General features: G+C 39.1%; 26 protein-coding genes and 1 pseudogene. 3 read left to right on the top strand and 24 right to left on the bottom strand.

Annotated elements, in window-relative coordinates; all coding sequences use genetic code 11:
• Window positions 1-224 precede the first annotated feature (224 nt).
• Window positions 225-728, top strand: a pseudogene (locus QKW49_RS18500) (transposase); the annotation flags it as partial.
• Window positions 729-798: 70 nt separating this feature from the next.
• On the opposite strand, the gene QKW49_RS18495 reads toward QKW49_RS18500, so the two are convergent.
• The 7 genes from QKW49_RS18495 to QKW49_RS18465 form a co-directional block, all read right to left on the bottom strand.
• Complete coding sequence (locus QKW49_RS18495; protein ID WP_282864125.1) at window positions 799-1,122, bottom strand: PrpF domain-containing protein; 324 nt, start codon at window positions 1,120-1,122, stop codon at window positions 799-801.
• A gap of 166 nt (window positions 1,123-1,288) precedes the next feature.
• Complete coding sequence (locus tag QKW49_RS18490) at window positions 1,289-2,518, bottom strand: DUF438 domain-containing protein (RefSeq protein WP_282864124.1); 1,230 nt, start codon at window positions 2,516-2,518, stop codon at window positions 1,289-1,291.
• Between the two features lie 12 nt (window positions 2,519-2,530).
• Window positions 2,531-2,758, bottom strand: a complete 228-nt coding sequence (locus tag QKW49_RS18485) for a DUF1858 domain-containing protein (RefSeq protein ID WP_282864123.1) — start codon at window positions 2,756-2,758, stop codon at window positions 2,531-2,533.
• 97 nt (window positions 2,759-2,855) lie between these two features.
• The gene (gene ric, locus QKW49_RS18480) at window positions 2,856-3,572 is read right to left on the bottom strand and encodes an iron-sulfur cluster repair di-iron protein (RefSeq protein WP_282864122.1); all 717 of its coding nucleotides are present in this window, start codon (window positions 3,570-3,572) and stop codon (window positions 2,856-2,858) included.
• 126 nt (window positions 3,573-3,698) lie between these two features.
• Window positions 3,699-3,926, bottom strand: a complete 228-nt coding sequence (locus tag QKW49_RS18475; protein ID WP_282868180.1) for a dihydrodipicolinate synthase family protein — start codon at window positions 3,924-3,926, stop codon at window positions 3,699-3,701.
• A gap of 545 nt (window positions 3,927-4,471) precedes the next feature.
• The gene (gene fabG / locus QKW49_RS18470; protein WP_282864121.1) at window positions 4,472-5,254 is read right to left on the bottom strand and encodes a 3-oxoacyl-ACP reductase FabG; all 783 of its coding nucleotides are present in this window, start codon (window positions 5,252-5,254) and stop codon (window positions 4,472-4,474) included.
• A 251-nt stretch (window positions 5,255-5,505) separates the two neighbouring features.
• A complete protein-coding gene (locus tag QKW49_RS18465) occupies window positions 5,506-5,772 on the bottom strand; it encodes a hypothetical protein (protein ID WP_282864120.1) in 267 nt (88 codons plus the stop codon).
• A 310-nt stretch (window positions 5,773-6,082) separates the two neighbouring features.
• Between QKW49_RS18465 and QKW49_RS18460 the strand changes: the two genes are divergently transcribed.
• Both QKW49_RS18460 and QKW49_RS18455 read left to right on the top strand, forming a co-directional pair.
• Window positions 6,083-7,231 (top strand): hypothetical protein, encoded by a 1,149-nt coding sequence (locus QKW49_RS18460; protein WP_282864119.1) that lies wholly within the window; start codon window positions 6,083-6,085, stop codon window positions 7,229-7,231.
• A 7-nt stretch (window positions 7,232-7,238) separates the two neighbouring features.
• Window positions 7,239-7,403 (top strand): spore germination protein, encoded by a 165-nt coding sequence (locus tag QKW49_RS18455; protein ID WP_349239039.1) that lies wholly within the window; start codon window positions 7,239-7,241, stop codon window positions 7,401-7,403.
• Window positions 7,404-7,762: 359 nt separating this feature from the next.
• Here the strand turns inward: QKW49_RS18455 and QKW49_RS18450 are convergent, their stop codons facing one another.
• From QKW49_RS18450 to QKW49_RS18370, 17 genes are all read right to left on the bottom strand, one after another.
• Window positions 7,763-8,734, bottom strand: coding sequence for a methyl-accepting chemotaxis protein (locus tag QKW49_RS18450; RefSeq protein ID WP_282864118.1), 972 nt, complete (start codon window positions 8,732-8,734; stop codon window positions 7,763-7,765).
• Window positions 8,735-8,750: 16 nt separating this feature from the next.
• Window positions 8,751-9,782, bottom strand: coding sequence for an FIST N-terminal domain-containing protein (locus QKW49_RS18445; protein WP_282864117.1), 1,032 nt, complete (start codon window positions 9,780-9,782; stop codon window positions 8,751-8,753).
• A gap of 94 nt (window positions 9,783-9,876) precedes the next feature.
• Window positions 9,877-11,118, bottom strand: a complete 1,242-nt coding sequence (locus QKW49_RS18440) for a diguanylate cyclase (protein ID WP_282864116.1) — start codon at window positions 11,116-11,118, stop codon at window positions 9,877-9,879.
• Window positions 11,119-11,129: 11 nt separating this feature from the next.
• Entirely contained in the window at window positions 11,130-13,418 is a 2,289-nt protein-coding gene (locus QKW49_RS18435) for an ATP-binding protein (protein ID WP_282864115.1), read from the bottom strand.
• Window positions 13,418-14,599, bottom strand: a complete 1,182-nt coding sequence (locus tag QKW49_RS18430; protein ID WP_282864114.1) for an ABC transporter substrate-binding protein — start codon at window positions 14,597-14,599, stop codon at window positions 13,418-13,420. The genes QKW49_RS18435 and QKW49_RS18430 overlap by 1 nt, the downstream gene beginning before the upstream one ends.
• A 207-nt stretch (window positions 14,600-14,806) precedes the next feature.
• The gene (locus QKW49_RS18425; RefSeq protein ID WP_282864113.1) at window positions 14,807-15,175 is read right to left on the bottom strand and encodes a NifB/NifX family molybdenum-iron cluster-binding protein; all 369 of its coding nucleotides are present in this window, start codon (window positions 15,173-15,175) and stop codon (window positions 14,807-14,809) included.
• A 234-nt stretch (window positions 15,176-15,409) separates the two neighbouring features.
• Complete coding sequence (locus QKW49_RS18420) at window positions 15,410-16,519, bottom strand: endospore germination permease (protein WP_282864112.1); 1,110 nt, start codon at window positions 16,517-16,519, stop codon at window positions 15,410-15,412.
• A gap of 15 nt (window positions 16,520-16,534) precedes the next feature.
• Window positions 16,535-17,710 (bottom strand): Ger(x)C family spore germination protein, encoded by a 1,176-nt coding sequence (locus QKW49_RS18415; RefSeq protein WP_282864111.1) that lies wholly within the window; start codon window positions 17,708-17,710, stop codon window positions 16,535-16,537.
• Window positions 17,711-17,743: 33 nt separating this feature from the next.
• Window positions 17,744-19,207 (bottom strand): spore germination protein, encoded by a 1,464-nt coding sequence (locus tag QKW49_RS18410; RefSeq protein ID WP_282864110.1) that lies wholly within the window; start codon window positions 19,205-19,207, stop codon window positions 17,744-17,746.
• Window positions 19,208-19,440: 233 nt separating this feature from the next.
• Window positions 19,441-20,883 (bottom strand): Ig-like domain-containing protein, encoded by a 1,443-nt coding sequence (locus QKW49_RS18405; protein ID WP_282864109.1) that lies wholly within the window; start codon window positions 20,881-20,883, stop codon window positions 19,441-19,443.
• Entirely contained in the window at window positions 20,876-21,568 is a 693-nt protein-coding gene (locus QKW49_RS18400; RefSeq protein WP_282868178.1) for an energy-coupling factor transporter transmembrane component T, read from the bottom strand. Before QKW49_RS18400 ends, QKW49_RS18405 begins: the two co-directional genes overlap by 8 nt.
• 46 nt (window positions 21,569-21,614) lie before the next feature.
• Window positions 21,615-22,307: an ABC transporter ATP-binding protein gene (locus tag QKW49_RS18395; RefSeq protein WP_282864108.1), complete on the bottom strand. Its 693-nt coding sequence runs from the start codon at window positions 22,305-22,307 to the stop codon at window positions 21,615-21,617.
• A complete protein-coding gene (locus QKW49_RS18390; RefSeq protein WP_282864107.1) occupies window positions 22,234-23,082 on the bottom strand; it encodes an ABC transporter ATP-binding protein in 849 nt (282 codons plus the stop codon). Before QKW49_RS18390 ends, QKW49_RS18395 begins: the two co-directional genes overlap by 74 nt.
• Window positions 23,018-23,587, bottom strand: coding sequence for an ECF transporter S component (locus tag QKW49_RS18385; protein WP_282864106.1), 570 nt, complete (start codon window positions 23,585-23,587; stop codon window positions 23,018-23,020). The genes QKW49_RS18390 and QKW49_RS18385 overlap by 65 nt, the downstream gene beginning before the upstream one ends.
• A gap of 33 nt (window positions 23,588-23,620) precedes the next feature.
• Window positions 23,621-23,935 (bottom strand): DUF2149 domain-containing protein, encoded by a 315-nt coding sequence (locus QKW49_RS18380; RefSeq protein WP_282864105.1) that lies wholly within the window; start codon window positions 23,933-23,935, stop codon window positions 23,621-23,623.
• Window positions 23,895-24,566 (bottom strand): MotA/TolQ/ExbB proton channel family protein, encoded by a 672-nt coding sequence (locus tag QKW49_RS18375; RefSeq protein WP_282864104.1) that lies wholly within the window; start codon window positions 24,564-24,566, stop codon window positions 23,895-23,897. Before QKW49_RS18375 ends, QKW49_RS18380 begins: the two co-directional genes overlap by 41 nt.
• Before the next feature lie 29 nt (window positions 24,567-24,595).
• Entirely contained in the window at window positions 24,596-25,630 is a 1,035-nt protein-coding gene (locus QKW49_RS18370) for an S-layer homology domain-containing protein (RefSeq protein WP_282864103.1), read from the bottom strand.
• Window positions 25,631-25,948 lie beyond the last annotated feature (318 nt).

The raw sequence follows: 25,948 nt of genomic DNA, 5'->3' as shown, positions 1-25,948 counted from the left end.
CAATATCCTTTCACAAGGATTTTTTATCATAATCCATTTTTTCATCAAAATCAACTCTGATTTTTGTTGATCCACTATTCCTCATAGATATGTTCATATTAATATTCCCTGAATATTTGAATTTTTTCAACTATGCAATAAATCTTGGATGTTATATAATTAGGCCATCCTTTTCTAATTTATAGCTTCTAATTTGAAGGGAGAAATAAAAATTATGAAATAGAATTCCAGAAAATCATATACTAAAATTGATAAATAATGTTGTAGATTTTAGTTTTATTAATAAGCTACTGGAAAAGTCCTATTGTAAATATTATGGGAGACCTGCTAAAGAACCTGAGCTAATGATCAAACTTTTAGTACTGCAATATTTATACAATATTTATACAGCAAAAAGGAGTACGGTCATTAGTAAATCAGGATGCAAGGGTAGGCTATAAAACTAAAACAGATAGTTTTTTTGGATACAAGACAGAGTTTCAATTACAACAGAAGAAAGAATTATTACAGCAGTAAGAGTCTATAATGGTGCTTATGTGGATGGCACAGGTTTTAAGGATTTGATTGACTTATCAAAAGATTGCGGTATAACAATAAAAGAGATATATGGTGATAAAGCATATTTTAGAAAACCAATCTTAGATATTATTAAAGAAAACGAAGCTCAAGCATATATACCGGTTAGTGAAATGGTTTACAGAATTGATGAGAGTAAATACAGTTACAATTAATTGTTGCAAATTTCCTGATTGATAAGTTTGTTACTTTATTTGAAATGTTTGATTAACTTATCAGTATCTATACTTTTGCATTTACAACGACAACAGGATTAGCACAATCAATCATTGTAACCTCTATTGGAAAGTGATCTAAAATTTCCAATATATCCTTCCGGCTGCCAGTTGAAAAAGCCTTTCCCGTGGTTGCACCGTTGGGATTTTCAAAGAAAAGTTCTACTGGAGATCCTGTACCGGGAACCCCCTTTATCTCGGCATCGCCGTGAACCATAGCCTTGCCGCCCTTTACCTTGACATGTTCCTCAATAATCTTACCTGTATTTACATTATATACGCGAACCATTGAAAGCAATATACCCCTTGCTTCAATTTTTGAATTGTCCATTCCATATCGGTCATTAATTCTGATACTATTTGAAAACACTAAACAAAAAAATCAAACATGTGAACAGTTTCCATGTTTGATTCTCAGGCCCCTATACGTGTTGTCAAAGCCTTAATGTGAACAGGGTTTCTGAATATCTTCCTACATTTTGAGAATAATATATCCATTACTCCGAAGCTAGTCTTTTTTCTCCTGTGATTTCCTGTATCGGTTTTATATCCTGTGTAACCTCCATAGTACCCAGGTATTCACCTTTTTCATTTCTTACAGCATAGTAACGGATATGCACATATTTATCACCCATTTTGATCCAAAAATCCTCATGATCTTTTCTTCCTGCTCTTAAATCCTCCACAATCTTTTCAACAATATGCACACTTGCAGGCGGATGGCAGTTCTGTACCTGCCTGCCGATAATGGTCTTTGGTCTTGCAAATATTCTTTCTTTTCCTTGTGTAAAATATTTTACCGCTCCGTCCTTATCAACAAAAGTAATGTCCAAAGGAAGTGTATTAAGCATTGCATTGATCTCTTCAGGAGTCAGAATTCCAGCATCAAATTTAATATAGCCGTTATTGGAAGGCTCCTGTCCCTGTTCAATAACCTTTTCTTCCACATCCGAATTTATAGGTTTCCATCTTCCCCTTGGCTCGATAAGCGTGTATCCAATCTCAGCACTTTCTTCAGCAATTTTTAACCATTCGTCTTCTGATAGGGTTTCAAGCACCATAGGAAATAAGATATTTTCTTCCTTAAAGATCATTTCTATAACTCTATTAGCCACTCCATTGGCTTTTTCCGCTATTTCATCCATATTCACTGATTTACCGGATAGAAGTTTCTTTATTCCCTTGATCTCACCCCGTATCTCATCATCTACACCCCACATGACTTTTGGTGGCGCGGTAATGCCGTACTGCTCCATAAAGGGAAAAAGTAGGTTTTCTTTTCTCGAATAGTGCTTGTCGATCTCCCATAAAAGGTTCATATCTTCAAGAAGCACCTTTTTATTCTCTTCATTATCGGAAGCCTTCAAGTTCTCCACATGAGGTTTTATCCTTTCATTCAGCAGTTTCTCCAACTCACGGTTTTCAAGCCTGAAAGTATGGATCGGATGTCCTGAAATCTCTTCGGGCTTCTGCGGCCGATGAATCTCTTCTATCGAGCCTTTGAAAACGGCAGCATGAACATCACATAAATTCTGAATCTGCTCTACAGGCATTCCATCCATAATCAGCGCCTGTTCCATTTCAGAAATCTCTTTTACTGAAATACCCTGAATCAGTTTTTCAAACCTGGATTTGACTTCATCAACGCTTTTCCCATTGTGAAGCTCTGTAATAAGCTCTTTTAAGACTCTTTGACGATATTCCCGATTATTGATCATTTCACTCATCAAATTCACTTCCTATTCCTTAATTTTGTATCCTCTTCTATCGAATGCTTCTTTTATTTTATCCATAGGTATATTTTTTATAGAAGCTCCCTTGGGTATTGTCATGAACCTGCCTGCAGTATTTAGCATTCCAGCATTTGCGATACTTTCAAACCCTAACTCCTTCATGATTTGAATGATATCCGGATGATCTTTGCATATTTCATGTACACTTTTTGATAAATCTATGGTATTTCCCATGTTAATCACCTATCCGTTAATAATTAATTTTTTTGTATGATGGATACTGCAGAAGTATTTCTAAAAATCAGCTTGCAGTATCCATCCATTACTTTCACTACATTTTTATATGATTTATCTCTAAACCTAGCTGCTTAAACAAAATATTATTTTCCAGATGGATATGTTGAAATAAATCTGATTCAAGTTCCTGCAGCTTTTCAAAAGTCTTGCAGTATGTGCCGCAGCCATCTTCCGGTACTTTGTACTCTTGTGTGACTTTTCTTAGCTCTTTAAGAACGCCTCCAGCTGTTTCGTGTTCGTCTTCTGTTTCCTTGATCACTGTATCAATCCTATTAAGAAGATCCTTTGATGGACTGGCGTCATATTCCTTGATCATTGGGAAAAGAATCTCTTCTTCCTTTATGAGGTGCTGTTCCAATTCAGTCTTTAGATTATGAAACAGTTTGTGAACTTTAAAAAGATCACTGTGGCTTGGCCCATGCACTCTTAATATTTTTGTTGTCAGTTCACTAATCTCCGGTAAGATTTTTTTGACGAAAACGTGGTGAGTATTCACAATATAATCAATCAGTTCACTAGGGGCCATTTTTCTGAAGTCAACTTGATTTGTAAATTTTGTTGTTTCCTCATAAGCCTCATCCAGCTTTCTCAATATTTCCTGATCATTGAGTTTATGTTCTCTGATCGCTTCTGACAGTGGTCGGTGTCCTCCGCAGCAGAAATCAATATTATATTTCTTAAAAACATCACTTGCTTTTGGCATGATGGATACAATTTCTCCGATACTTTGTGATATATTAAATGTACTCATATAAATCCCTCTCTTTTCTATTATTATAGTTAGATATCATCACTTTTTTAGTCTCTTATTTCATTGAAAATTGTTGCCCAAACTATATTATCTGCAATCTTTATTGTATTCATAATCTAATCGTCCTTAAAACTTATATTTTTTTGCTTTTTCCGGTTGATTATTGTATTCTGCGGTAATCCATGTATATAAATCAGGATGGAAATTTGCCATCACACCGCTGAATCCGCTTGCTCCTAACTGTAATGTCTCCAACAAGGTAGAAGTATTGGCATTAAAAAGCCTTAATTGTGTTCCTTGAATTTTAGCAAGCTTATCTTTTATGTTTTCAATATCACAGCTGGTATCCTTGATAAAATAGAAACGTCCTGTATCCGCACACTATTTTAAGCGCTCTGGAGAAATCAATCTCTTATAAGGATATGGACATTCATAGAAACCAAGGGCCAAATCTTCTGGAAGCATGCCCAGTAATTTCTAAGGTTTAATACAATTACAACTCCTAAATGAATTTCATTAAGGCCTACCGCTTGAAAAAGAAGGAGCACTTAATAGCTATACGTATATTGGGAATGAAGCATTTGTCACTTTCCTATTTGAAATACACGGAAATGGAAAACAGCCATAATTACCTTGGATTTCCATCCAGTAATTACTTTAGTTCTGTGTTTAAAAAATTATGAATTGTACCCCAAAACATTACCGAAATTATTTTTATCAAGATTCTTATAAAAATTCATAAAAATAGCGAGTAAAAATTAATCTCCAAATGATAGGAGATAGCTTAATCATTTGAAGATTATTATATGCTATATAAAATAACACTTTTAAATCTCATCTAAATTTTTGATAGTTTATTTCATCTTCATATGCAATTAAATGAAAAACTATATCATATTTTACCTTTCCCATGACCAAGGATCCATAGCATTTTGAACAATAAATTTGCCTCCTGATATGACAAGAGCCTCGCCAGTAATATAGCTTGCACAATCACTTGTAAGAAATATTGCTCCTGCTGCTATATCCTGCGGAGTACCGAAACGTTTTAATGAGATAGGCTTTATTATCTGCTCAGCTTTTGTATCTATATCTATATTCCCCATGTCAGTACGGATATAACCTGGAATAATGGCATTTACCCTTATATTATAAGGTGCAAGCTCAGCGGCAAGCACTTTTGTCAACGTTATCACTCCGGCTTTTGAGACTGAATACGCACCATTATTTGCCGACGCTATGAGTGCTGTAAAAGATGAGATATTGACTATATTGCCGCCACCCCTTTTAATCATATATTCCGCAGCTATCCTTGAACTAACAAACACAGCGGTTAGGTTGGTTTGCAAAATAGCCTTCCAATCCTCCATTTTCAACTTCATTAAACTACATAACTTCACTATTCCAGCATTATTTATCCAGATGTCTATGCCACCGTAACTTTCAGCTACATCATCTGCAAATTTTTTGACTGCTTGTTCATTGCTTACATCGCAAATTTTCCCATCTATTTCATAACCTTGTTCCTTTGCCGAATTAATAAAACCTTCCAGTTTATCTTTGTTTCTTCCACAAACTACAACTTTTACACCTTCCTTTGCATATTCAAGCGCCATGCTAGCACCTATGCCGGATGTACCTCCTGTAATAACAGCAACCTTGTTTTTCAACCCAGTATCCATAATAATCATATCTCCTTTATATAAATTTGCGTTCTTTACAACTCTCCTTATTTTTCCATTGTTATTTTTTATTTTCAGTTAGAAAGATAAATCGTAAATATTTACCACATGTCAATTCGAGTTTGAGTACTTTTTTACCATTTAGATCCGCTCCTGTTTCGTCAAACGCCATATAGCACTTTTACCGTCCATACTATGCCCTTCTGTTTTCCACCTCTAACGCATACGACATTGACGGACTTTAAAATCTTCTATACCTCATCTATTTCATCAACCAATGGAATAATGTCGACTTTATTAGGCATGGTCAGAATAAATCCGGAAAAATTCATAAGCTTTGTCACCTCAATAAATCCTGCAAGTTCACGTTTTCTGATTTCAACGGGAAGATTCATTGCATTCACTTTGTATAAATCAAATAGATAATTATGTACATGGGGCGATATAAATCCTCCGATAGGACTTCCAATTAGCGGAATAATTTTTGTCTGATGCGGGTTCATCTCTGATAGGTTCACAAACGTTTCATCCATAATATAAGTATTCTGTAAAACGCTTTTTAAAATAACATTATATTCCATATTAAGTGACATGTCAATAATTAATCAGTTTTTGGGATTAATATTATAAAATCACAAAAAAAATAACGCCAATAGATAGACATATAGACGGTTCAAAACCACTGGTAAAGTACCCTTGTCTATTCACTCTTGTCTATCTCCCCAAATATTTGAATTATTTCAACTGTGCAATAAATCTTGGATGTTATATAATTAAGGCATCCTTTTCTAATTTATAACTTCTAATTTGAAGGGAGAAATAAAAATCATGAAAATGAAAGAGAATCATAAGTTAAGGAAACCCAGCGGCCCATCCCTTGTCGGGTGTACTCACTTTGCTTATGAATACCGCCCGAATGAAAAAAACGATAAAAAACGTATTATCCCCTGCATATGCTTTTATCCGGCAAAAGGTATCGGAGAAGAAAAACTAAAAAAATATGCCAGCGAAAGTATTTTTCCGGGAGCCGGCAGCATTGAAACTAATTCATATATCAGCGCGCCCATATATGACGGCAAGCACCCGCTTCTCCTTTTCAGCCATGGATTCGGTCTCGGTTATGAAGCCAACACTGTGCAATTTGAAGAACTCGCATCCCATGGATATATTGTATTGAGCATAGGCCATCAGGATGACGGCTCATATGAATTACCAAACGGCGAAATTTTGTTGTTTGATATAAAGAAAAAACCGGAAGATTTCCAAGCAGATGCTGCAGTATCCATAGAAATATTCCCTAATTATGGGGTATGGCTTACCGGATACGGTAAATGTGCAAGCATGGAAGAACACCGCAATTACTATAAGACAATCATTGACGATCAGCCTAGAATGGTGGCTCAAGCTGAAATCTGGCTAAAAGACAGTCTTGCTGCCCTTGACATGTTCATAAATGGAGCTGGACAAGAAAGTGCTATGTTGTATAACCATGTTGATCAAGAGAATATTGGTGCTTTCGGAATGTCCTTCGGAGGTTCTACAGCATTAAATCTGGCACATGTGTCGGACTTAATCAAAGCCAGCGCCAATCTTGATGGTTTCTTTTATAGTTGTATGTGGGACAAGTCAATAAAAAAACCAATCCTATTGATGCACCACGATAGCCTTGGCGGATATTGCCTGACCTTTCCTTTTCTCAATGCTGAGAATGATGCTTACTTGGCAGCATTCAAAAATAGTACACACGGAAACTTTATGGATTACAACGAAATTTTGGCTGAAAACTCTGTTTCAAGAGCCGTGATAGGAGAGAAAGAAGTCGAACTGGCAATGCTTGGAGAAATAGATCCTAATAAAATGGAAAGTATCATGAATATGCTGCTCCTTGATTTCTTTAATAAATATCTCAAGGGTAAGGATTGCCATATACTAGATATGGATAATGTCCCTGATGATGTGATTTTGCTTACAAAATAGCGATGTAATGCAGATACTTTATCACTACATTTTATCTATGATGATACGTTTTTTACGGATGTTTGCTTTTTTGCTGACCCTTTTAGTACCGGCAACATACATAGCAATAACAACATTTCACCAGGAAATATTCCCCCTACTCCATTGCTATGGATTGTTACACAATTTGTGATAGGTACATTATTTTTCTATGCAGGGGTCATAGAGCTTTCACAATTACTTGGATTTAAAAATCATAAAAAGATAGTTATCCCACTAGGCCTTATCATATTAGTATTATCAGAAGTTGTTTTTCCACATTCTATATATCAAGCAAATTGGTTTACTCTTGTTTGGGCTCCATATAGCTTTACATTTAAATTTGTTTTACTTGTTTTACTATTACTTGTATTTTTGATAAAGAAGTGGCTTTTTAAATAAGGAATTAAAAGGTTAAATATCGCTTAACCTAGAAAAAAGGCATGGTTCCCTTATGGTACGTTGTTCATACGATAATCATGTTATAAGTGGCTTGTAATTCCTTGGTAAGGGTTACTTTTCTTCCTGTAAGAGTTTAATCTGATTCAAGTGATTTAATATGTTTAGGTAGAAGTCTGCTTTTTTCTGCACACTAAAGATTAGGTTATCCAGCTGTTCGTTTTCATTGATAGATTTTTTTACTACATTCTTTAAAGCATCTGTGATTTCCTGTACTTCGGATAGGTTCTGTTCCTGGGAATGCTGTACCTCTCTCATCTGCTCATGTACCTTTTTCTCTGCCACAAAGATATTGTCAAATAGCGTATCGGTCTGCTGGATAAGACCAGTAGCATTATTTACTACGTCACTGCCAGCATTGGACTTTTCACTTAATTCTTTAATGGTATCCGTCATACAGTTTAGCGCACCGATAATGTCCTTAGCATTTTTATTCGTTTCATTGGATAAATTTTTTATCTCATTAGCAACTACAGCAAATCCTTTGCCTGCCTCACCTGCTCTGGCGGCCTCGATAGAAGCATTGAGGGAGAGAAGGTTCGTCTGTTTTGCTATGCTGGTAATGACACTGGCAAAGGTTGAGATGTCATGATACTGTGCTTCTAACTCTAAAAACACATTAAAAAATTGTTGAAATATTTCGGATACGCTGTTCATCTGCCGGACAACGTTGACAATACTGTTTTTCGCATTGTCAATTTCATAGGATGAATGTTCTAGACTGCTGAACACCTCATTTACATGGCGTTTGGTTTTTTCGCTGTTTTCGGTAAAACAGATCAAATGTTTCTCTACTTCCTCAATCTGTCCCGTAGTATATTCAGAGCCACCCAAAAGCTGGCCGAGTCCATGAGTAATGTTGGCTTCCTGTTTCAAAAGAACATCAAAATCTTTGGTTATCTGTTCTGTTAAGGAAAAAACTTCCTTTTCATAATGAAATCCAGTAGATACAGCTTGGATATCCTGAGTGCCTATATCTATTATGCTTTCACCGCTATTTTTCTTGCGTTTTAATATAGTCATCATTCTTTGTATCCCCCTTTTATTCCACTGCTAATATTACCATGGTTTGGTTTACATGATGTCTGTAGAACTGTTCCCCATAACTGATATACCCAGTGGTGTTCTTGCACTTGTCCAATAGCATACGGTCAAAAGTATTCCAGATTCCCTCCTGTTGAAATTTTACGCTGCGGAGAACACAGTTCACCACGTATACGAATTGAGGCTTAAATGTAAGGGCCTGCAGCGTCTCGTTTAACTTAGCGATTGGATCCACAGGTTTTAAGATATGAATGAAGGTATTTGGCATTACCTGACAATAAAAAGTGATAGATTTATCTGGGTTCACTTTCATTGGAGATGCAATCAAAATATCGTCTTCATAGATTTTACCCAGAGGATTATTCATAAAGTACTGATGAAGGTCTTTTTCACTGATTGCCAAAACTCTTGCATATTCTGTGCTAGCAGGATTGTTATTGATAGTTTTTACAATTCGTTTGATTGGATCAGCATCTGTAATCAGGAGTTTGTCGCCGATAGGTACATAAATGTTTTCTTTTAAGATTTGTGTTCTGCATTTTATATCAAAAAATATAGCCGCACTATGTACTTTTTTTGAGCCGATATAGATAGCCGTCTTTTGAAACTGAAGATTATCTCCTGCACTGCCTCCAATAATTTTAAAATTCTTATCCATAAAATAAAGGGTTGTCATGATGCTTTCTTCCATGCCCGATAATCCATCACACATCAGAAGCATAAACGCGTTCCTATTGTTTCGCAGTTTTTTATAAGCTATTTCTAATGTTGCCGCACTTTTAACCGGAGGATATAAGATTTCAACGACTTCTCCTTCATTTGATTCATAAAAAAACCCAGTAATAACTCCATTTTTATATCCGGAAGGAGTATATTCTCCGGAGGTAGAACATAAAATTACGTTATTGCTGATTTCTTTGGACAATTCCTCGATCATATCAATTGGAACATGCAATACATATCCCTTATCCGAATTGGAATTTAGGTAATCAGACGTTTCTTTGAGGGATGTAAAACATAATGAATTCATATTAACACTCCCATCGTATTAGTTTATGGCCTACATAATATAATTATAACTGATTTTTCAACATTCGTATACTATATAATGACAAAAAATAGCTTTATTTGAAAAGTATGCATCTTCTATAGCATATAGTTTTGTTTCTTTTATAACTCCCATTGATTCCAATTGAAAAATCTGAGCATACGCAACAGCAACATGCCAAATTATTAAAGATTGTATTTTTGCCTGCTTTTTTTAAAATACTTCCATCAATACTTATTTTACCTATATCATGAAGTGTGGATAATAACTCAAGTTCAGATATTTCTTCATCATCCAAACCAAGAGCCTTTCCCGGTTTCTTAGATAGCTCTGCCAATCTTTCCGCATGCGCCTCTGTCTCATTGCTTTTCTCCCACATTATAGTTTTTATTGAAGAAATAATCGGACTATGTATACTTTTATATTCAAGGAGTTTTAGTCTGTACATGAGTTCCTCCACAATTCTGAATGCTTTTTCAAAAGACTCTTCAACTGTCAGCTTAGTTGCATGCCCCAAAGAAATACTTGCATAATATGTTTCTCTGCCTGCTGCATTAGAATAGTCTTGGCATTGCTTTTTTATTTTATCTACCATTGATTGAGCACTTTGGATATCCGTCTTAGGAAGGAGAATACAAAACTCGTCACCGCCTATTCGAGATATAATATCTTCTGCCCGGCAGCAGAATCTAAGTATCTTAGATATTTCAACAAGAACCTTGTCGCCCTCTTCATGCCCGAAAGCATCATTAATAAGCTTCAACCCGTTAATATCCCCTACAATTATTGAAAGAGGCAACATTGGCTCAGTATCAAGGCGCTTTCGTTCTTCTTCAAAAAATGTCCTGTTATATAAACCGGTTAAAACATCGTGATATGTAAGATAAACAATTTCTTCCTCTCTTTTTTTACGTTCGGTAATGTCTCTACTAATACCAATAAGCCCTAAGACAGTTCCCTGGGAATTTGTATACGATGTCTTAAGGGTTTCCAGAAACACCTTTGTCCCATCAGGATATGTGACTATTTCATCATTTCTCCTTGGCGTACCCTGTTTGAGCATATCTTTATCCATTTCTATAAATAGGTCTGCCATTTCTTGATCAAAGAGGTCTAAATCCGTAAGGCCGATTAAATCTCTTTCTTTTCTTCCTGCGAACTTTTCAAAAGCACTATTGCCGCCTACATATACACTATTGATATCTTTGTAAAAAATCAAGTCCGGAACAGAATTGATGAGTGCCTTAAGCAATGTTTGCTTATTTTGATGTTCATAGTAAAGTTCTTTATACTTTGACTCACTTTCTTTTAGTTCCAATATACAGTTCTTTATCTATAAAAATAAATATCAGAAAACTGAACTTTGATTTCTGTTACTAATCTATCATCAAGATCCAAGCACACTTCAGTTTCACTTTCTATTCCTTCTTTTACAGGCAGTGTTATAATAAATGTGCTTCCCTCACCCAACTCACTTTCCACTTCTATCGTGCCACCTAAAGCACCAACTAATAATTTTACGAGAGATAAGCCTATACCCGTTCCCTCTGCTTGTCTGGATAAATTACTATCAACTTGTCCAAACTTTTCAAATATTATTTCTCGTTTCTCTTTTGGAATTCCTATTCCTGTATCAGTTACTTTAATCTGTACAAAATTTGATTTTTTATTTTCTTCGAGTAAAACAGTAATTCTTCCTCCACTTTCTGTAAATTTCATAGCATTTGAGAGAAGATTTAATATTATACGTTCAAATTTTTCTTCATCCATAGCAATAATCTTACTTTCTACATTTGATTCAAAGTACATTTTTATATTTTTTTGTTTTGCATACAACTCTACTGATTCGGTTATTACTTTAGATAAAAATACGATGTCAACGTTTTTTACATTTAATTTCATATGTCCCGAATCCATTCTTGTAATATCTAATAAATTATTTGCAAGTCTTAACTGTCTAAAGGTGTTCTGTTTTATATTCCCAATAAGTTGTTGTACACGCTCCGGTATCTTGTCAAAGTATACGCACTCCATTAACTGAATAGCAGAATAAATTACATTCAATGGAGTTTTGAATTCATGACTAACTAATGATATAAACTCATCTTTCATTGCAAGTGATTTCTCCAGCACTTCACGTTGTTGTCTTTCTGCCTCAAAAAGAAGTTTCTGCTGCTCCTTAATCTTATCTTCTGTCTGCTTACGTTGAGTAATATCTTGTATAGTACCCTCGAAAAATTGTTCCTTTCCTTTACAATCATAAACAATATGACTGTCTATCTGTACCCATATAATTATTCCGTCGTAACGCTTTATTTGTGTTTCAAAACCACTTAAACTACATACATTGTCTGTGGTAAATTGTTTTAACTCGCTATTAATTAAGGATTCATTTAAAAATTTAATAATATTATCCTTCATCAATTCTTCTGAAGGATATGCCAATATCACTGCAAGCATTGGGTTAATATCCAATATTTCGCCAGCCAATGTGACGCGAAAAAGACCTATTGGTAACCTGTCTACCAATCCACGATAACGAACTTCGCTTTCTCGAAGTGCATCCTCACGCAATTGCAGATTATTGCTCATGAACTGAAAATCTACCAAAAGATTATTTAGCTCAACAAAAGAAGTAGGACCTGAAGATAAAATATTTAATTCGCTATAAGTTCCATATGTTAGCATATGTGTTCTTTTAGTCAGCGCTTCCAATGGAGTAATAACATATCGATGAAGCTGTTTTCGAAGATTCCACACCAAGGCTAGCCAAATGATCAATAGCACTAGCAGTGCCGTTACAAATGACCATGCGTACGATCTAAAAAAAACATATAACGAAACTTGATCCACAACGATCCACCCTGTTTCTTCCATTCGCACAGCACTACCAATCACTTTATCTCCATTGTAGGAATACACCGCATTTGATTTCCCCTCAAGTGTTGTGTTAAATATCCCCAAGTTACTCATGTTAGTTTGTTGTTTAACCAAATCTGAAGAAGGATGCGCTATAAGCATACCTGTTTGATCCATGATGAAAACAAAGTTATTATCTCTTATATTCATAATTTCTTTCTGAAATAAGTTCAGGTTCAACTCCCCTATTACAGCACCTCCACTAGAAAGATGTCTAATTAAATATACTGTTGGGTAACCTGTACTAAGTGAAATGAATGGACGTGAAATAATAAGATTTATATTTTTTCTTTTTTCTTTGAAATCGGGTAAATTGGACATATCCAATCCGGTATGACGTGTATCATATGGCTCCATTAATGTAATTTTGTTATCTTTATCTAGACAATATATTGTTTCAAAGTACCCATAGGCTTCCCACGTACTTTTCATAAAAATTTGCAAATTTTGTGTTTCTGATGTCTCAGCTACCCGTGCAATAGAATCTAATACTCTTGCTCCATGTTCAAGATGATAATCTACTATACGGGATATTGTTTGTACCACTTGATTTTGATGATTTTCAAGACTTTTTTCCCCTAAATATCCTGCTCCCGCAATTGCTATCAATGCCACAACCATTAGAGGGATAAATAAACGAAGAAGTAACATGGTCAAAAGTACTTGACGAAGATAAGGGGCACTATTAGCCTTTTTCATTATTTAATCCCTCCAAAATTAATTGAAGCTAGCTTATCAACAATAACAAATTTTCCATTGCGAACGGTACTTAAATACCAAGGTCTTTCAACATCACCAAATCTATCGAAAGAGAAGTCATCCATAATCCCATTGAAATGATGAGTTTCTAGCAATGCTTGTTTTAATCCGGCTTTATTGCCATTGGTCTTTTTTAATGCGTCAGAAAGTACTAATGTCGCTTCATAGCTAAAAGCTGCACCAAAGGAAGGCTCTTTACCAAATCTTGCTTTATAACGAGATTGAAAATCAATAAAAGATTGTGATTTATTGGCTAAAGTATAAGATTGTTCAAGTTTCATCCCCTCAACAGCCTTACCACCATTGTTTATAAGTGTTTCTGTTTGAGCCCAAGCTGAGGTAAACATCGGGATTTGCCATCCCATAAGCCTGGCTTTTTGGGCAATAAACGCTGTATCAATATCTGAAGCCACAATGAGCAATCCTTCTGCTTCAGATTCTTGTAACTTTGATAATAATGGAGAAAAGTCCGGATGATCCGCAGATGAAAAACTAACTTGATCGGTTATCTCACCCCCTAATGACTGAAATTCATGAGCAAAAACTTTGCTGTAAGTCTTAGAATATGCTAAGTTGTCAATATCATAAATTACAGCCATACGCGTTATACCATTAACCTTATAAGCGTATTTGGCGAAATTTTCCGAGCTTTTTTCAAATGATGGGTACACTCTAAAAAAATAATCATCCAGACCACTCAATTCAGAGGTTGAGACCGTTGGACTAATCATTACTACTTGCTGAGAATCTGTTACCTTAAGACCTGCCAATGTTTGAGCAGTTGTGGCATGTCCAATAATAGCAACTGCCCCTTTCTTAATCAATTCATGATCTCCAGACTGAGCCTCTTCAGGAATACCAAGGTCATCATGAATAATCAGAGAAATCTTTCGCCCTGCAATACCACCGTCTGCATTAATTTTCTCCACAGCAAGTTGTACTCCATTCCGTTCTTGAACTCCTAACTCAGCTTGCCTCCCGGTCAATTGAGCAGAAAAGCCAATAATAATAGAATCATTTCTCTTTCTTTCTATAAAAAAGAAACCGGCTATTCCTACTAATAAAAATATAATAATAAAAATGCACACATTTCTACTTACTTCAAATCTATGTCTACCCACCTTAAATTTCACCTCATCTTTCTCTAGTGATTTTTTAGCTTTATTACATAATTCTCCATTAATTCTAAAAAACCTCTATATTTTTCAAAATTTTATATCACTATAATTCAAAGCAAATAGGGGAAAAGCTCTTCTTACCTGCTCTTCCCCTTAATCTGAAATAGTTATTAAGTTATATTACAAATATTACTAATTTCCCATTAACCTTTAATGATGTTTTCCACTGCATTCATCTGTTCCATCACAGTTTCTTATTATTTTTAATGAATCTTTCTCCATTAATTCCAGAGCATTCTGAACTAAGCTACCGGTTCCTAAAAATCTCGTTACACAAGCATCTGCCAATATATTAAATGCTAAGGGTTTTATTTCTCCTGTTATTAAAGCCTCGCAATCATACTTTAATATTTCATTGGCTAAGCTTTCTCCAGAGGTGTTTTTCGATAATTTATCATTTTTGATAGCTGTAATGCTTAAATCGCCCATATTAACAATAAGTAGGTATAAGCATTGTTCAAATTCTTCCGACACCTTACTGTCTAAGCTTTTTCCATCTGCCGCTACTGCAATCTTCATTTTTATCCCTCACTTCAAACTTTTTTCATTAAGCCGTAATCGTCTACATTGACTGAATACTTAACTTCACAATTCTAAAAATATCACTATTTTTATATTTTTACAACTATTTCATAAAATTCTTTAGATTTATACTTTGCACAATTTAATATAAAAGCCATCATTACAAAATAAAGGGACGGCAGACCAATGTCATATGATAATTGAAATTAATAGGTTTGAATATAATAATATTTACTTTTTAGTATTTGTAAATATTTTTTTTACACCTAAAACAGAAAAAAGTAGTAATGGTATCCCAAAATCAATTGGAATAGAAATGTTTTTCCATACATGTTCTCTTATATTTAAGAAGAATACGTCATTAAAACCTATATAGTATGTAAAAATCATTAACATTAAACCGAAGATAATGATCATTAACGGCGTTTTTTTCTTTATTCCGGTGGTTTGCATAAACCCCTCTAAAGAGCATAACGCCAGCGTTCCTGCTTGAATCATTATACTCCAGTACCATAGGGCAACCATAAATGATTCAAAACGGTGTAGATATTTAGTAATCTGAATAGATCTTACAAAATCCATACTTGCAATTCGCATCATTGCCACCACCTGAGGGCCCATAACCATCAATTCAACTATAAAATAGAAAACAAAAAAAAAGCCTCCTATGAATAAGCCTGCGGACGCTGCACCAAAAGCTTTTTTTTGGTCGCGAACCATCGGCAGAAGCATTGCTGCAAGCAATGGGGAAAAACCAATAAATGTATCGGTATTTACACTCGCTATAAATACGGACACAGCCCCTGAGTCAAAAACAGGTAGAATCCTGTCAATATTTATTTCAGAAAGAGAAGCCATAAAAACCAGAAGGTAAAAAATTATAGCCATCGCAAATGCAATAACACTTGTTCTTGCAATCACTTCAAATCCTTTCCATACGATGAAGCATATGATGGAAACATGCAGTGCACTCACCACCAAAAAAGGGGTTTCCGGCAGCAAAAAGCCGGTAAGATGGTGGATATACATTGTTGTCGAACTTGAAGCCACGAGAAAAAAATATATTGCAACCACTATCCCCAAAACTTTCCCCAATACACGCCCCAGTAACTCCGTACTGTATTCTACTACTGTTTTTCCCGGAAAATTTTGTCCGATACGGATAAAAATCATCATAAACGGCAGTACGGTGAATATGCTTATAATCCCGCATATCCACATGTCACGACCTATCTCTCTGGCTAAAATGCCGCTTCCGTAATTGATTGTCGCAGGCCACATCATACAAATCAGAATATCTCTAAATTGCTTACTATTAATAAGTTCCTTTCCTTTACTCATATTATTTCTACTCCTTTACCGGATATATTCCTTTTGTATTTTTGCCGATTTCAGTGGCTTTGCTAATGATACATGATTGATATTGGCTTTTACAATAATAGTAACCTCCGTATCTTTAAAAATTTCATTCCAGTCTGAAGATACCTGATACCATTCTTCCCTATGTTGTCTGTGAAATATGCGGCTTAAGCCAAGGAAATCTACCTTCAAGTCCTTCGCAGTTGTTATTGCAGATTGTATATCCTCGCGAATGGCTGTCTCCAGCATTTTTGACAGCTGATTCAATTTCTGCATGTCGTTAAAATCGGTAAGACATCCTTGTTCTGTAATATTGGCGGTTACATCAACACGAATTGAAAAATATGGAATATCCTTTTGTAAATCACTTTCATAGGATGATTTAGATCCTTTTATCTCCAATGTGACAGGCTTATTATCATCCGGACTTTTGACAACCATTACAGAACCATTCATTTCATTTTGAATCCATAGAAAACCTCTTGTCTGCTCTTCATTTAGTGAAGCTGAAACTTTATTTTCGTCAAAAACATATGCACCACTTGTTTTTAGAACAGGCCTTGATTCTGATTTATCAAGAATTACTCTTGAAGTTACCGGGCCTACATTCGGATCAAGATAGTCTTCAAGAAAATCTTTGAGCATTATACCATAAGACTTTCCGGTTAAATTCTTATTATTAATTATATTTTCCAGATAAATAGCCGGATCTTTTTCCATCTCCGGTACAACGTCAATAACCTTTCCTGCCTCGTCCGGTGTAACCGCAACTAAGGTCCTCAAACGCAGCTCAGGATTTCGGGTGAAGAAGTCAAATATCTCAAGGGTATTGCTTTTTGCCAGCTCCTCACTTATAACGATCACCTTTATATGAGCCCAAAAGATACGGCGAGAGGATATGGAAGCCATATTCCGTATTGCTTCAAAAATCGTCTTGCCGGTGCTGGACACAATCCAGAAAGGTTTTTTGTCCTTTTGGGTGCTCGCAGAACCCGAGGGCGTTTTGCTGAAAGTATCCGGACTTGCTATTTGCGCCGTTACCTTAAATCCGTCACCAGCCTTATCCAGGCCAATACTTAGTACAAAACCAAGCTCATTGATTTCCCTGGAATTCCAGCAGCCGGTTAGCCAAAGTGAAGGTATAAGAATTAATATAACCGCTATTTTTCTCATATAACCCTCTCCTTTTTATTTAAAACCGATTATTTAATCTTTTTGAGGTCCCGGTTTCATGTTCGGTTTCACTCTTCTAAATCCTTTACGGGCGATATACCCGGGAAGCCGATTCATCGCCCACCGCGGAGACCTAATCAAAATATCTTTAAATTCATTTTTCCTTGCTGATACAAAAGGCTCCATGTAGTTTACCCCAAAAGAACGCAAGCTGTTTAAATGAATAATGATTATGCTTAGTCCTGCCAGAATGCCGGGTAAACCGAGTATGGAAGCCATCAGCATCAAGGGGAATCGTATGAGACGCCCTGAGGCTGCCGCATTAAAAGCCGGAATAGCAAAAGAACTAATCCCCGTCAAGGCCACCACAATGACCATAGCCTGAGAAACAATTCCCGCCTGAACTGCAGCCTGACCTATCACAATACCCCCCACTATGCTTACCGCCTGCCCTGCCTGTTTAGGCAAGCGCAAACCTGCTTCCCGTAGAATTTCAAATGTAGCTTCCATTATAAACACCTCTCCTATGCTGGGAAAAGGTACGCCCTCACGTGAAGCTGCAATTGACAAGGCTAAAGTAGTAGGGATCATTTCCTGATGGAAACTTGTTAAAGCAATATATATTGCCGGAAGAGTCATTGAAATAAAAAAAGCTACAACTCTAATAAACCTTGTCAAAGTTCCAATCATGAAACGTTCGTAATAATCATCCGATGACTGGATGAACTGAAAAAAAATCGTTGGAACTATCAAAACATGAGGAGTTGTGTCTACAAGGATGGCCACCCGTCCCTCCAATATCGATGCACAAACCTTATCAGGGCGTTCGGTATGCTCCAACTGTGGAAAAGGGGAGAACGGGTCATCTTCTATTAACTCTTCTATATAGCCGCTTTCAAGTATGCTGTCAATTTCAATCCTTCCCAGCCGATTTCTAACTTCACTTACTAAGTCTTCCCTTGCTACACCTTCAAGATAAACTATCAATACCTTTGTTTTCGTCCTTGTGCCTATTATCAATAGTTCCATCCTTAGATCAGGGCTTTTGATACGACGCCTTATTCGAGCAGTATTGTCTTCAATATTTTCTGTAAAACCATCTTTCGGACCTCTTACCACATTTTCGGCAGCCGGTTCGGAAACTTCTCTATCCTTCCATCCTGCACTTCCCACTATAAGTACTTTGTCTACTTTGTCTATCAAGAGTATAGTATTTCCATCAATCAATTGATCTAATATATTATTAACATCAGATTCTTCAGTTACATAAGTACTTGGTATGCCATACTCTTCTATCATTTGAAAAAACGCAGTATGATTTTTAGCATTATTAAGCTTGTCATTTGACATCAATGCTCCTATAACTTGTGCGTTAATAAGTTTTCTCTCAGCCAACCCTTTAATCAAAATGACAGCTGCTTTTATATTGATATCCGGGGCAAAAGTAAATTCTCTGACTATTAAGTCGCTGGCAAAACCCATTTTCTTTCTTAGCATTTCAAGATTAGAAGCTAAATCTAAGGAAAGATTTATCTGTTTTGAAAATTCTTCTTTACATTTCTGATCCTGTTCTATATTTTTACTTTTCTTTTTTTTACGGTAATATTTAATGGAGTTGATATAATAGAACCTCCTTTATGGCAACTAATTATAGGTCTATTATGTGCTTAATATAATTATAATTATTCGCATGGGAAAGATCTTTATAGAGTACGAATTGCATTATCGTATTAAAGCTTCCCTTTCAAATACTTCTTATATTCAGAATATTTTTTTAATGCTCCCGATAGAAACAAAACAGCAAAAATCAATACCGTATACACATCCAGGCCCTTTTGCTTCTTCTGCTGCAGGGGTACGGCATCCGGCGACATTTCCAATACACGCCAGGGCTGGCTGGCTGCCTCTTCTACGGAAGTACTGACACCTAACACGTTTGCCTCTTCAACACTATTTTCTGTTTTTTTTGTGTCTGCAGCCTCTTTTTCTACCAAATACTGCTGATTATTTTGCTCATTTTTTTCAGCAGAAGTATCCGGTATTTCTTCTTGCTCTTTTGTTTCGGCAGAAGCATCCGGTGTTTCTTCTTTTTGCTCTTTTGCTCCGGCAGAAATATCAGTTATTTCTGCTTTCTGTTCGGTTGTTCCTGCAGCAGCAGTACCGTCGGCTTCGGCACCCTGGGAACCACCGTTTACAACACAGGTGGAGGTAATGTTTCCCACTACCGTACTCGCAGTGATGACAGCGGTTCCCGGCCCTACAACCGTCACCAGTCCGTTTTCATCCACCGTAGCCACAGCGGGATCACTGCTGCTCCAGTTCACACCCTTGTCCGTCGCTTTATCCGGGTATACGGCAGCCTTCAGCTGAAATGTGCTTCCAACCTTGATATCGACGATATTCTGGTCAAGCGTAACTTTGGTAGGCGGCATGCCTCCAAGCATCACTTCGATGGAATGCACCCATTTGGCAGATGTTGCGGCGTTATGCTCAACCAAATCGACTTGTCCCAAAAGCAGCCTGAACCTTGTGGAAGTATCATAAGTACTGAAATCAGGTTCATCGGCATATCTCTGCCAGTTGTCCTTATATGCCATGATTGTATCCACCCTAACCGCCCCCTCTTCTGCCTCGGGCAGGGCAGATTGTGTGTCATAATCCCAGTGGGACGCAAGGTTCGGATAATAATAGCGGGGTGTATCCAGCAGATCAGCCTTGTCAAAACATTCATACCAACCTTGTTTTATATCGGTGGCATAAAAATAAAACTTTTGAATAGAATTAACATCGATGCCCGCATCCTCCATCAGATCGGAAAGCCTGACTCCTTTAGCCGCATCGATGCATATCGCAGGCATATTGTCAATAAAAGTATACGCCTGTTCAACCTGCGGCAGCTTATCAAAATCGTTAAGCGTATAGACCTTCTTTGTATAATAGGGACCACCGAAATACCCCACCTTTATGGTCAGCGTATCGGACGGTATTCCGGTACTGCCGCATACGGCGCTTACCCTGACCGAACCGGTAATACAAAGCATGCCGGCCAGCATCACCACTGCCATCATCAAAGCACCGTTTCTCAACAATCTTGGTTTAAGTTGCTTTCTCCTTATTGCTTGTGAAATAAAACAAAGAAATTTCCATACATTACTTTTCTCCTTTTTAACCATTCATCCATTCCCCAATCCCATTGAATTTCATCACCATCAGTGTCAGGGTTGCTGCTGCGGAAAGAAACATCACCGCATAATCGGCAAAGCAGAATTTCAGTCGTCTCATGCAGGTGCGCCGCGGATAAATCCGGAACCCCCGTGTTTCCATCGCTACAGCCATCTGCTGGGCTTTAAGCATTGTCCCGTAAACTACCGGAAACAAAAGGCATCGGCACATCTCGATTCTTTTCCGTAGTGCAACCTTCTTCAGCTCAACTCCTCTTAATTGCACTGCTGTGACCACATTAACCATTTCATCCCTGAAAAGGGGCAGAAACCTGATGGCGCCGGAAACCATAAATGCCAGTTCATACGGCACCTTCCACTGCACAAGGCCCAGTATAAAGTCCCTGGAGCTGAATGTAGAAAGCAAAAGCGCTGCAGCAACCAGTACTACAATGCGCAGGACAACTCCCGCCCCGGTCAGCATACCCTTTTCCGTCATCAGGGGCACCTGCCCTGCCGCCAGCAGTACGCGGCCCTCCCGTACAAATACACACTGTATGATAAAAAGAACCAGCATCATATATAAGAAGGGCTTCAGATAACTCCATACGACACCGAGATTTATTCGAAAAATCATCAGCAGCAGTATGGTAGCCGCGAGCAGCAGTAAAAGCCGGCCGGGGGTATCGTAAACCATGGCCAACGTAGAAATGCAGCCGGCCATCACCATCTTAGTGCGAGGATCAATCTTCATGTCCGGTATTTCCTTTCCACCTTATATCATATAAAATATGTCCATTCTCCATAACGACGGTCCGCTGCGCCATTCTGCCTATAAAATCCTCGTCATGGCTGACAACAATCATGCCCCTTCCCAACTGTGCGGCCTTTTTCAAACAGTCCTCCAGATTTTTTTTACGGCATGCATCCAAACCTGCGGTTGGCTCATCCAGAATCAGAAACTCAGGCTCATTTGCCAGCACGGCGGCAATGGCAAGACGCTGTTTTTCACCCTGGCTCAAATGCAGCGGAAAAGTATTTCTATACGCCGTCAATTCAAAATAATCCAGATAGAACCCTACTTTTCTCTTTACAAATTCCGGCTCACCGCCCCGATTCTTCAAGCCAAAGCCTATTTCTTCCTCTACGGTATTGCAAAATAGCTGCATGTCGGGATTCTGGAAAACATACCCGACGCGCCCTCCGATCTCCGACAGTGAATATTCCCCAATCGGCCGGCCTGCTATGCGGATTTCTCCCTCCTCGGGCTTTAAAACCCCTGTCATCAACTTGGTTAAAGTGGTCTTGCCGCTGCCGTTAGGCCCGACAACAGCCGTTATTTGATCCTTCTCAAAAACCAGGTTAATCTCCGATAAGGCCGACTTTGTTTTCCGGAGATAAAAGAAGCTTACCCGGCTCAGCTCTATAAATGGCATTGATTGTCCTCCTACAGTCTTGTATCGTGCCGGAGCAAAGCAGCTTTCCTTCCCCCATCACTATAATGCGGTCGGCAAAAGCAATATCATCCATATTGTGCTCAACGGCAATAATCGTTTTACCCCTGTCACGAAGCTTTCTTAAAACATCCTTCACTCTCTTTTTACCAGCCGTATCCAACCGGCACATGACCTCGTCCAGCACCAGTACAGGAGGGTCGAGGGCCAATACCGCCCCCAAAGCCACCAGGCTCTTCTCACCACCTGAAAGATGGCAGGGATGTTCTTCCCTTAAATGCGCAATGCCCAGAAGATTTAAAACATCCTCTACCCTCTCCCGTATGCAGTCCGGCGGCAGGCAGAGGTTTTCCGGGGCAAAGGCGATTTCATCTTCTACCGTAAAGGAGAACAGCTGAGTATCGGGATTCTGAAAGACAATTCCTACTTCCGGCGCGTGACCGGTTGTTCCCGTCCGGTATATGTCCTTCCCGTTCAGCAGTATTTCCCCTGTCATAATCCCATCACGGTTATAGCGTGCGGCTCCGCTCAGGCACATACAGAGAGTGCTTTTCCCGCAGCCGCTTAAACCGGCAACCGCTGCCATTTCTCCCCGGTTCATCCTGAAATCGATATCCTTCAAGGCAAGCGGCCCGCCGGGGCGGTATTGATAAGTAAGCTTTTTGACCTCTACAGCTTTAACAGCCTTTTTATCATTCATAGGTATTCCAATCCTGTTTTTTAAATTTAAATATCTGCTGTAGGATCTCAAAGCCAATAACTCCCCCCAGCCCGCCGGATAAAGCCGCAATACTGAGGCTCAGCACCAGCGGAAATACAGGCAGCCGGTAGTTCACAAAATTCACCATTGCGGTACCCGTAATATTGCACAGCATCCCTGCCGCAAAGGCGCAGGGCAGACAGCAGACCCGGTGGCCGGCAATCAGCAGCCCCAAATCTGCCGCAATACCCGGCATCGTATAACTCAGCAGGCTCATTACCCCCTGGGAGCCCACCATGCCGGTCGCCATGACCACAATGCCCTGCACCAGGCCTATCAAGGTCATGGTGCCTCTTTTGCCCGTTATGCCGAACCCCAGGACAAGCCAAACCATGTATAAGCCTCCGGTAACTGCCCCGGGCGGTATGGGGAACGCCCCTAAAAGGATGTGGCTTAAAGGCGTAATGATGGGTTTGCAGACGATCCCCGCCGCAGAAAGCATGGCTATTATCAGCAGATCATAAACAGAAAACCTGTTCAAAAATTTTCGCCAAATACTCATATGCCTTTATCCCTCTTTCAGAAAATGATACCGTTACTTGTCGGTCAGCATAAACAGCTTTCCGGTAGCAGGGTCTTTGTATACCGTACCCATCTTTTCATACATTTTGCCCTCATCTTGACTTTCAATCAGATTGTCCACCATATCCGGAGTTTGCGCCACTTCTCTGCCAGGCTGCAATCCGACACGTTGTCCTGTTTCGCCCAGATCAACATTCCAGTGAATAATCAAAGAGAGCATCAGTCCGCACGCGAACACAAGCATTGCATCCACTATGTTTATGGCACCCTGGAGAGGATCAATCTCTTCACGCACTCTTAGCCGTCTGTTTCTCAGTCCCCTGTTCACAGGCAAACACCTCCAGTAAGCTTTCCATCAGGGCTTCCGTAGAACCCAGCAAATCTTCATACCACCTTTTCCGCATCCGGGAAATCACAAAGGCAACCCCTGCGGTTGCCAGACCGAATACCGTCGCATCAAATGCGGTAAGCAAGGAATCCGCAAGCGTTTTGGTATCTCCCTGTCCAAGAGCAATCAGCCCCGGTCCGAGCGGTATAAGTGTGGACATTAACCCAAACATCGGCCCAAGCCGTGCTATCAGGTCTGTTCTTGCGGTTATCCTTTCATAATGCAGTTCCTCACCCGCAAGCAAACGACGCGCCATCGCCTGCAGTGAGCCCTCAGGCAAATCATTGTATTTTATAAGCTCATCAAGGGCTGCTTTCTGCCGTCTCAACAGACAGCTCTTATCCACAATTTCCAAAATCTCCTCCGGCCCTTTCCCCTGAAAAGAATCTATCATTTCAGAGATCTTAAGCTTGGCTCCCCGCCTTTCGGTGAGGCTTTCCACCAGAAGGCTGCCCAGTTCAAACACCGTAAACGCCAGAAACAGCATAAGCACGAGAATGACCGGAATCAATAATCCTGCTGAAATTACATGCATCGTATCTTTAAGCTGTGCTAAGATTGCAACTATCATTTTATAACCTCCTCTGTATATATGTAAAATTAATGCAGCAGCCTGTACAGCCTCACAGCCATGGCAGCCGCCTCAGCCCGGGTTGTGGTAGCCTTGGGTGCAAAGGTTCCGTCACTCGACCCCGCCATGATCCCGAATCTCACCACTGCGGCCGTTCCGGTTTTCGCCCAATCCGATAACTCTCCACTATCCGAGAACCGGTCTACAACCTGACTGCTGTCTATATCGGACAGCAAAATCAATGATTTCATTTCCATGGCTCTGGAAATGATTACTGCCACCTGTTCTCTAGTAATATCATCTTCAGGAGCAAAAACACTGTCGCTGCAGCCGGTGATCAAACCCGCATTCACCGCCGCCGCGATGGCGTCATGATATGACGCGCCGGCATCCACATCCTGAAAGGAAATGTCCTTCCCGCTGTCGGTTTCAATATCCAGCACCGCAACCAGCCATTCTACGAATTTGGCACGGGTTACGCTTTCATCCGGCCTGAATTTCATATCGCCGGTTTGCTTGATAATCCCCCTATTGAACAGGTAGTTGATATCATCCTGTGCCCAATGGCTTTCAATATCGGAGAAAAGCCTATCCACCTCATACCGGAAAGTGACTATTTCGCTGTCCAATCTGCCGAACCCTATTGTTCTCGCTTTGATGGTTATATTGTCTTTTACCGGTATCGGCGCATTAAAGGCCGGTTGGAAGTTCGGATAGCTTATATTGAAGATATAGCTTCCATAGGTCGGTTCGCTTCCGTCCACGGTGTAGTACATCATGACATTATCGGGCTGCCTTTCCGGTTTTATAAGCGATATTTTCGTGCCGGCGGCAACCTTGCCGGGACCGGGATCGGCCACAGGTGCTTCCCACTGTTTCAGCGCTTCCGTAGACGCCTCAATGACCCCGTTGTTGCACACCTCCTGAATCATGATGCAATCACCGCCGATGGGTTCATTCGGTGACCGCTGGCCAAAGCATATTCTTCCTTTTGAATCATCCAGCGCGATGATGGTTTCAACCGGTACTTTTCCTTTTTCTGAACGTTTTGGCGGCCACTCCACAACATCGCCCGGTGTTTCCCCTTCGGGAAAATAATAACGTGATTCATTCAGCAGCTGGTCCACGGTGAAATCCACGTGCACATACTTGCCGCCGCTCGGCTTGAACTTGAGCAGTGTTGCGTTATCCTTTAACCCCGCTGCATCCAGAATGCTTTTAAGGGTTGGTCCGGTCATGTTTTCAAATACTCTGAGGGCCGGCCAGTGGTTATATCCCGAATAGGTATAGGTTTCTTGCGGAAGCGCTCTTAAATCGTCCATGGTAAACTGCACTTCCTTCTCAACCCCGTCCCCCCTGACCGTTAACGCGACGGCACCGTC

This window comes from Petroclostridium sp. X23 (genome assembly GCF_030013905.1).
GTDB lineage: Bacteria > Bacillota > Clostridia > SK-Y3 > SK-Y3 > X23.
The sequence above is the reverse complement of the archived record's forward strand: the minus strand, read 5'-3'. Positions and strand labels throughout refer to the sequence as shown.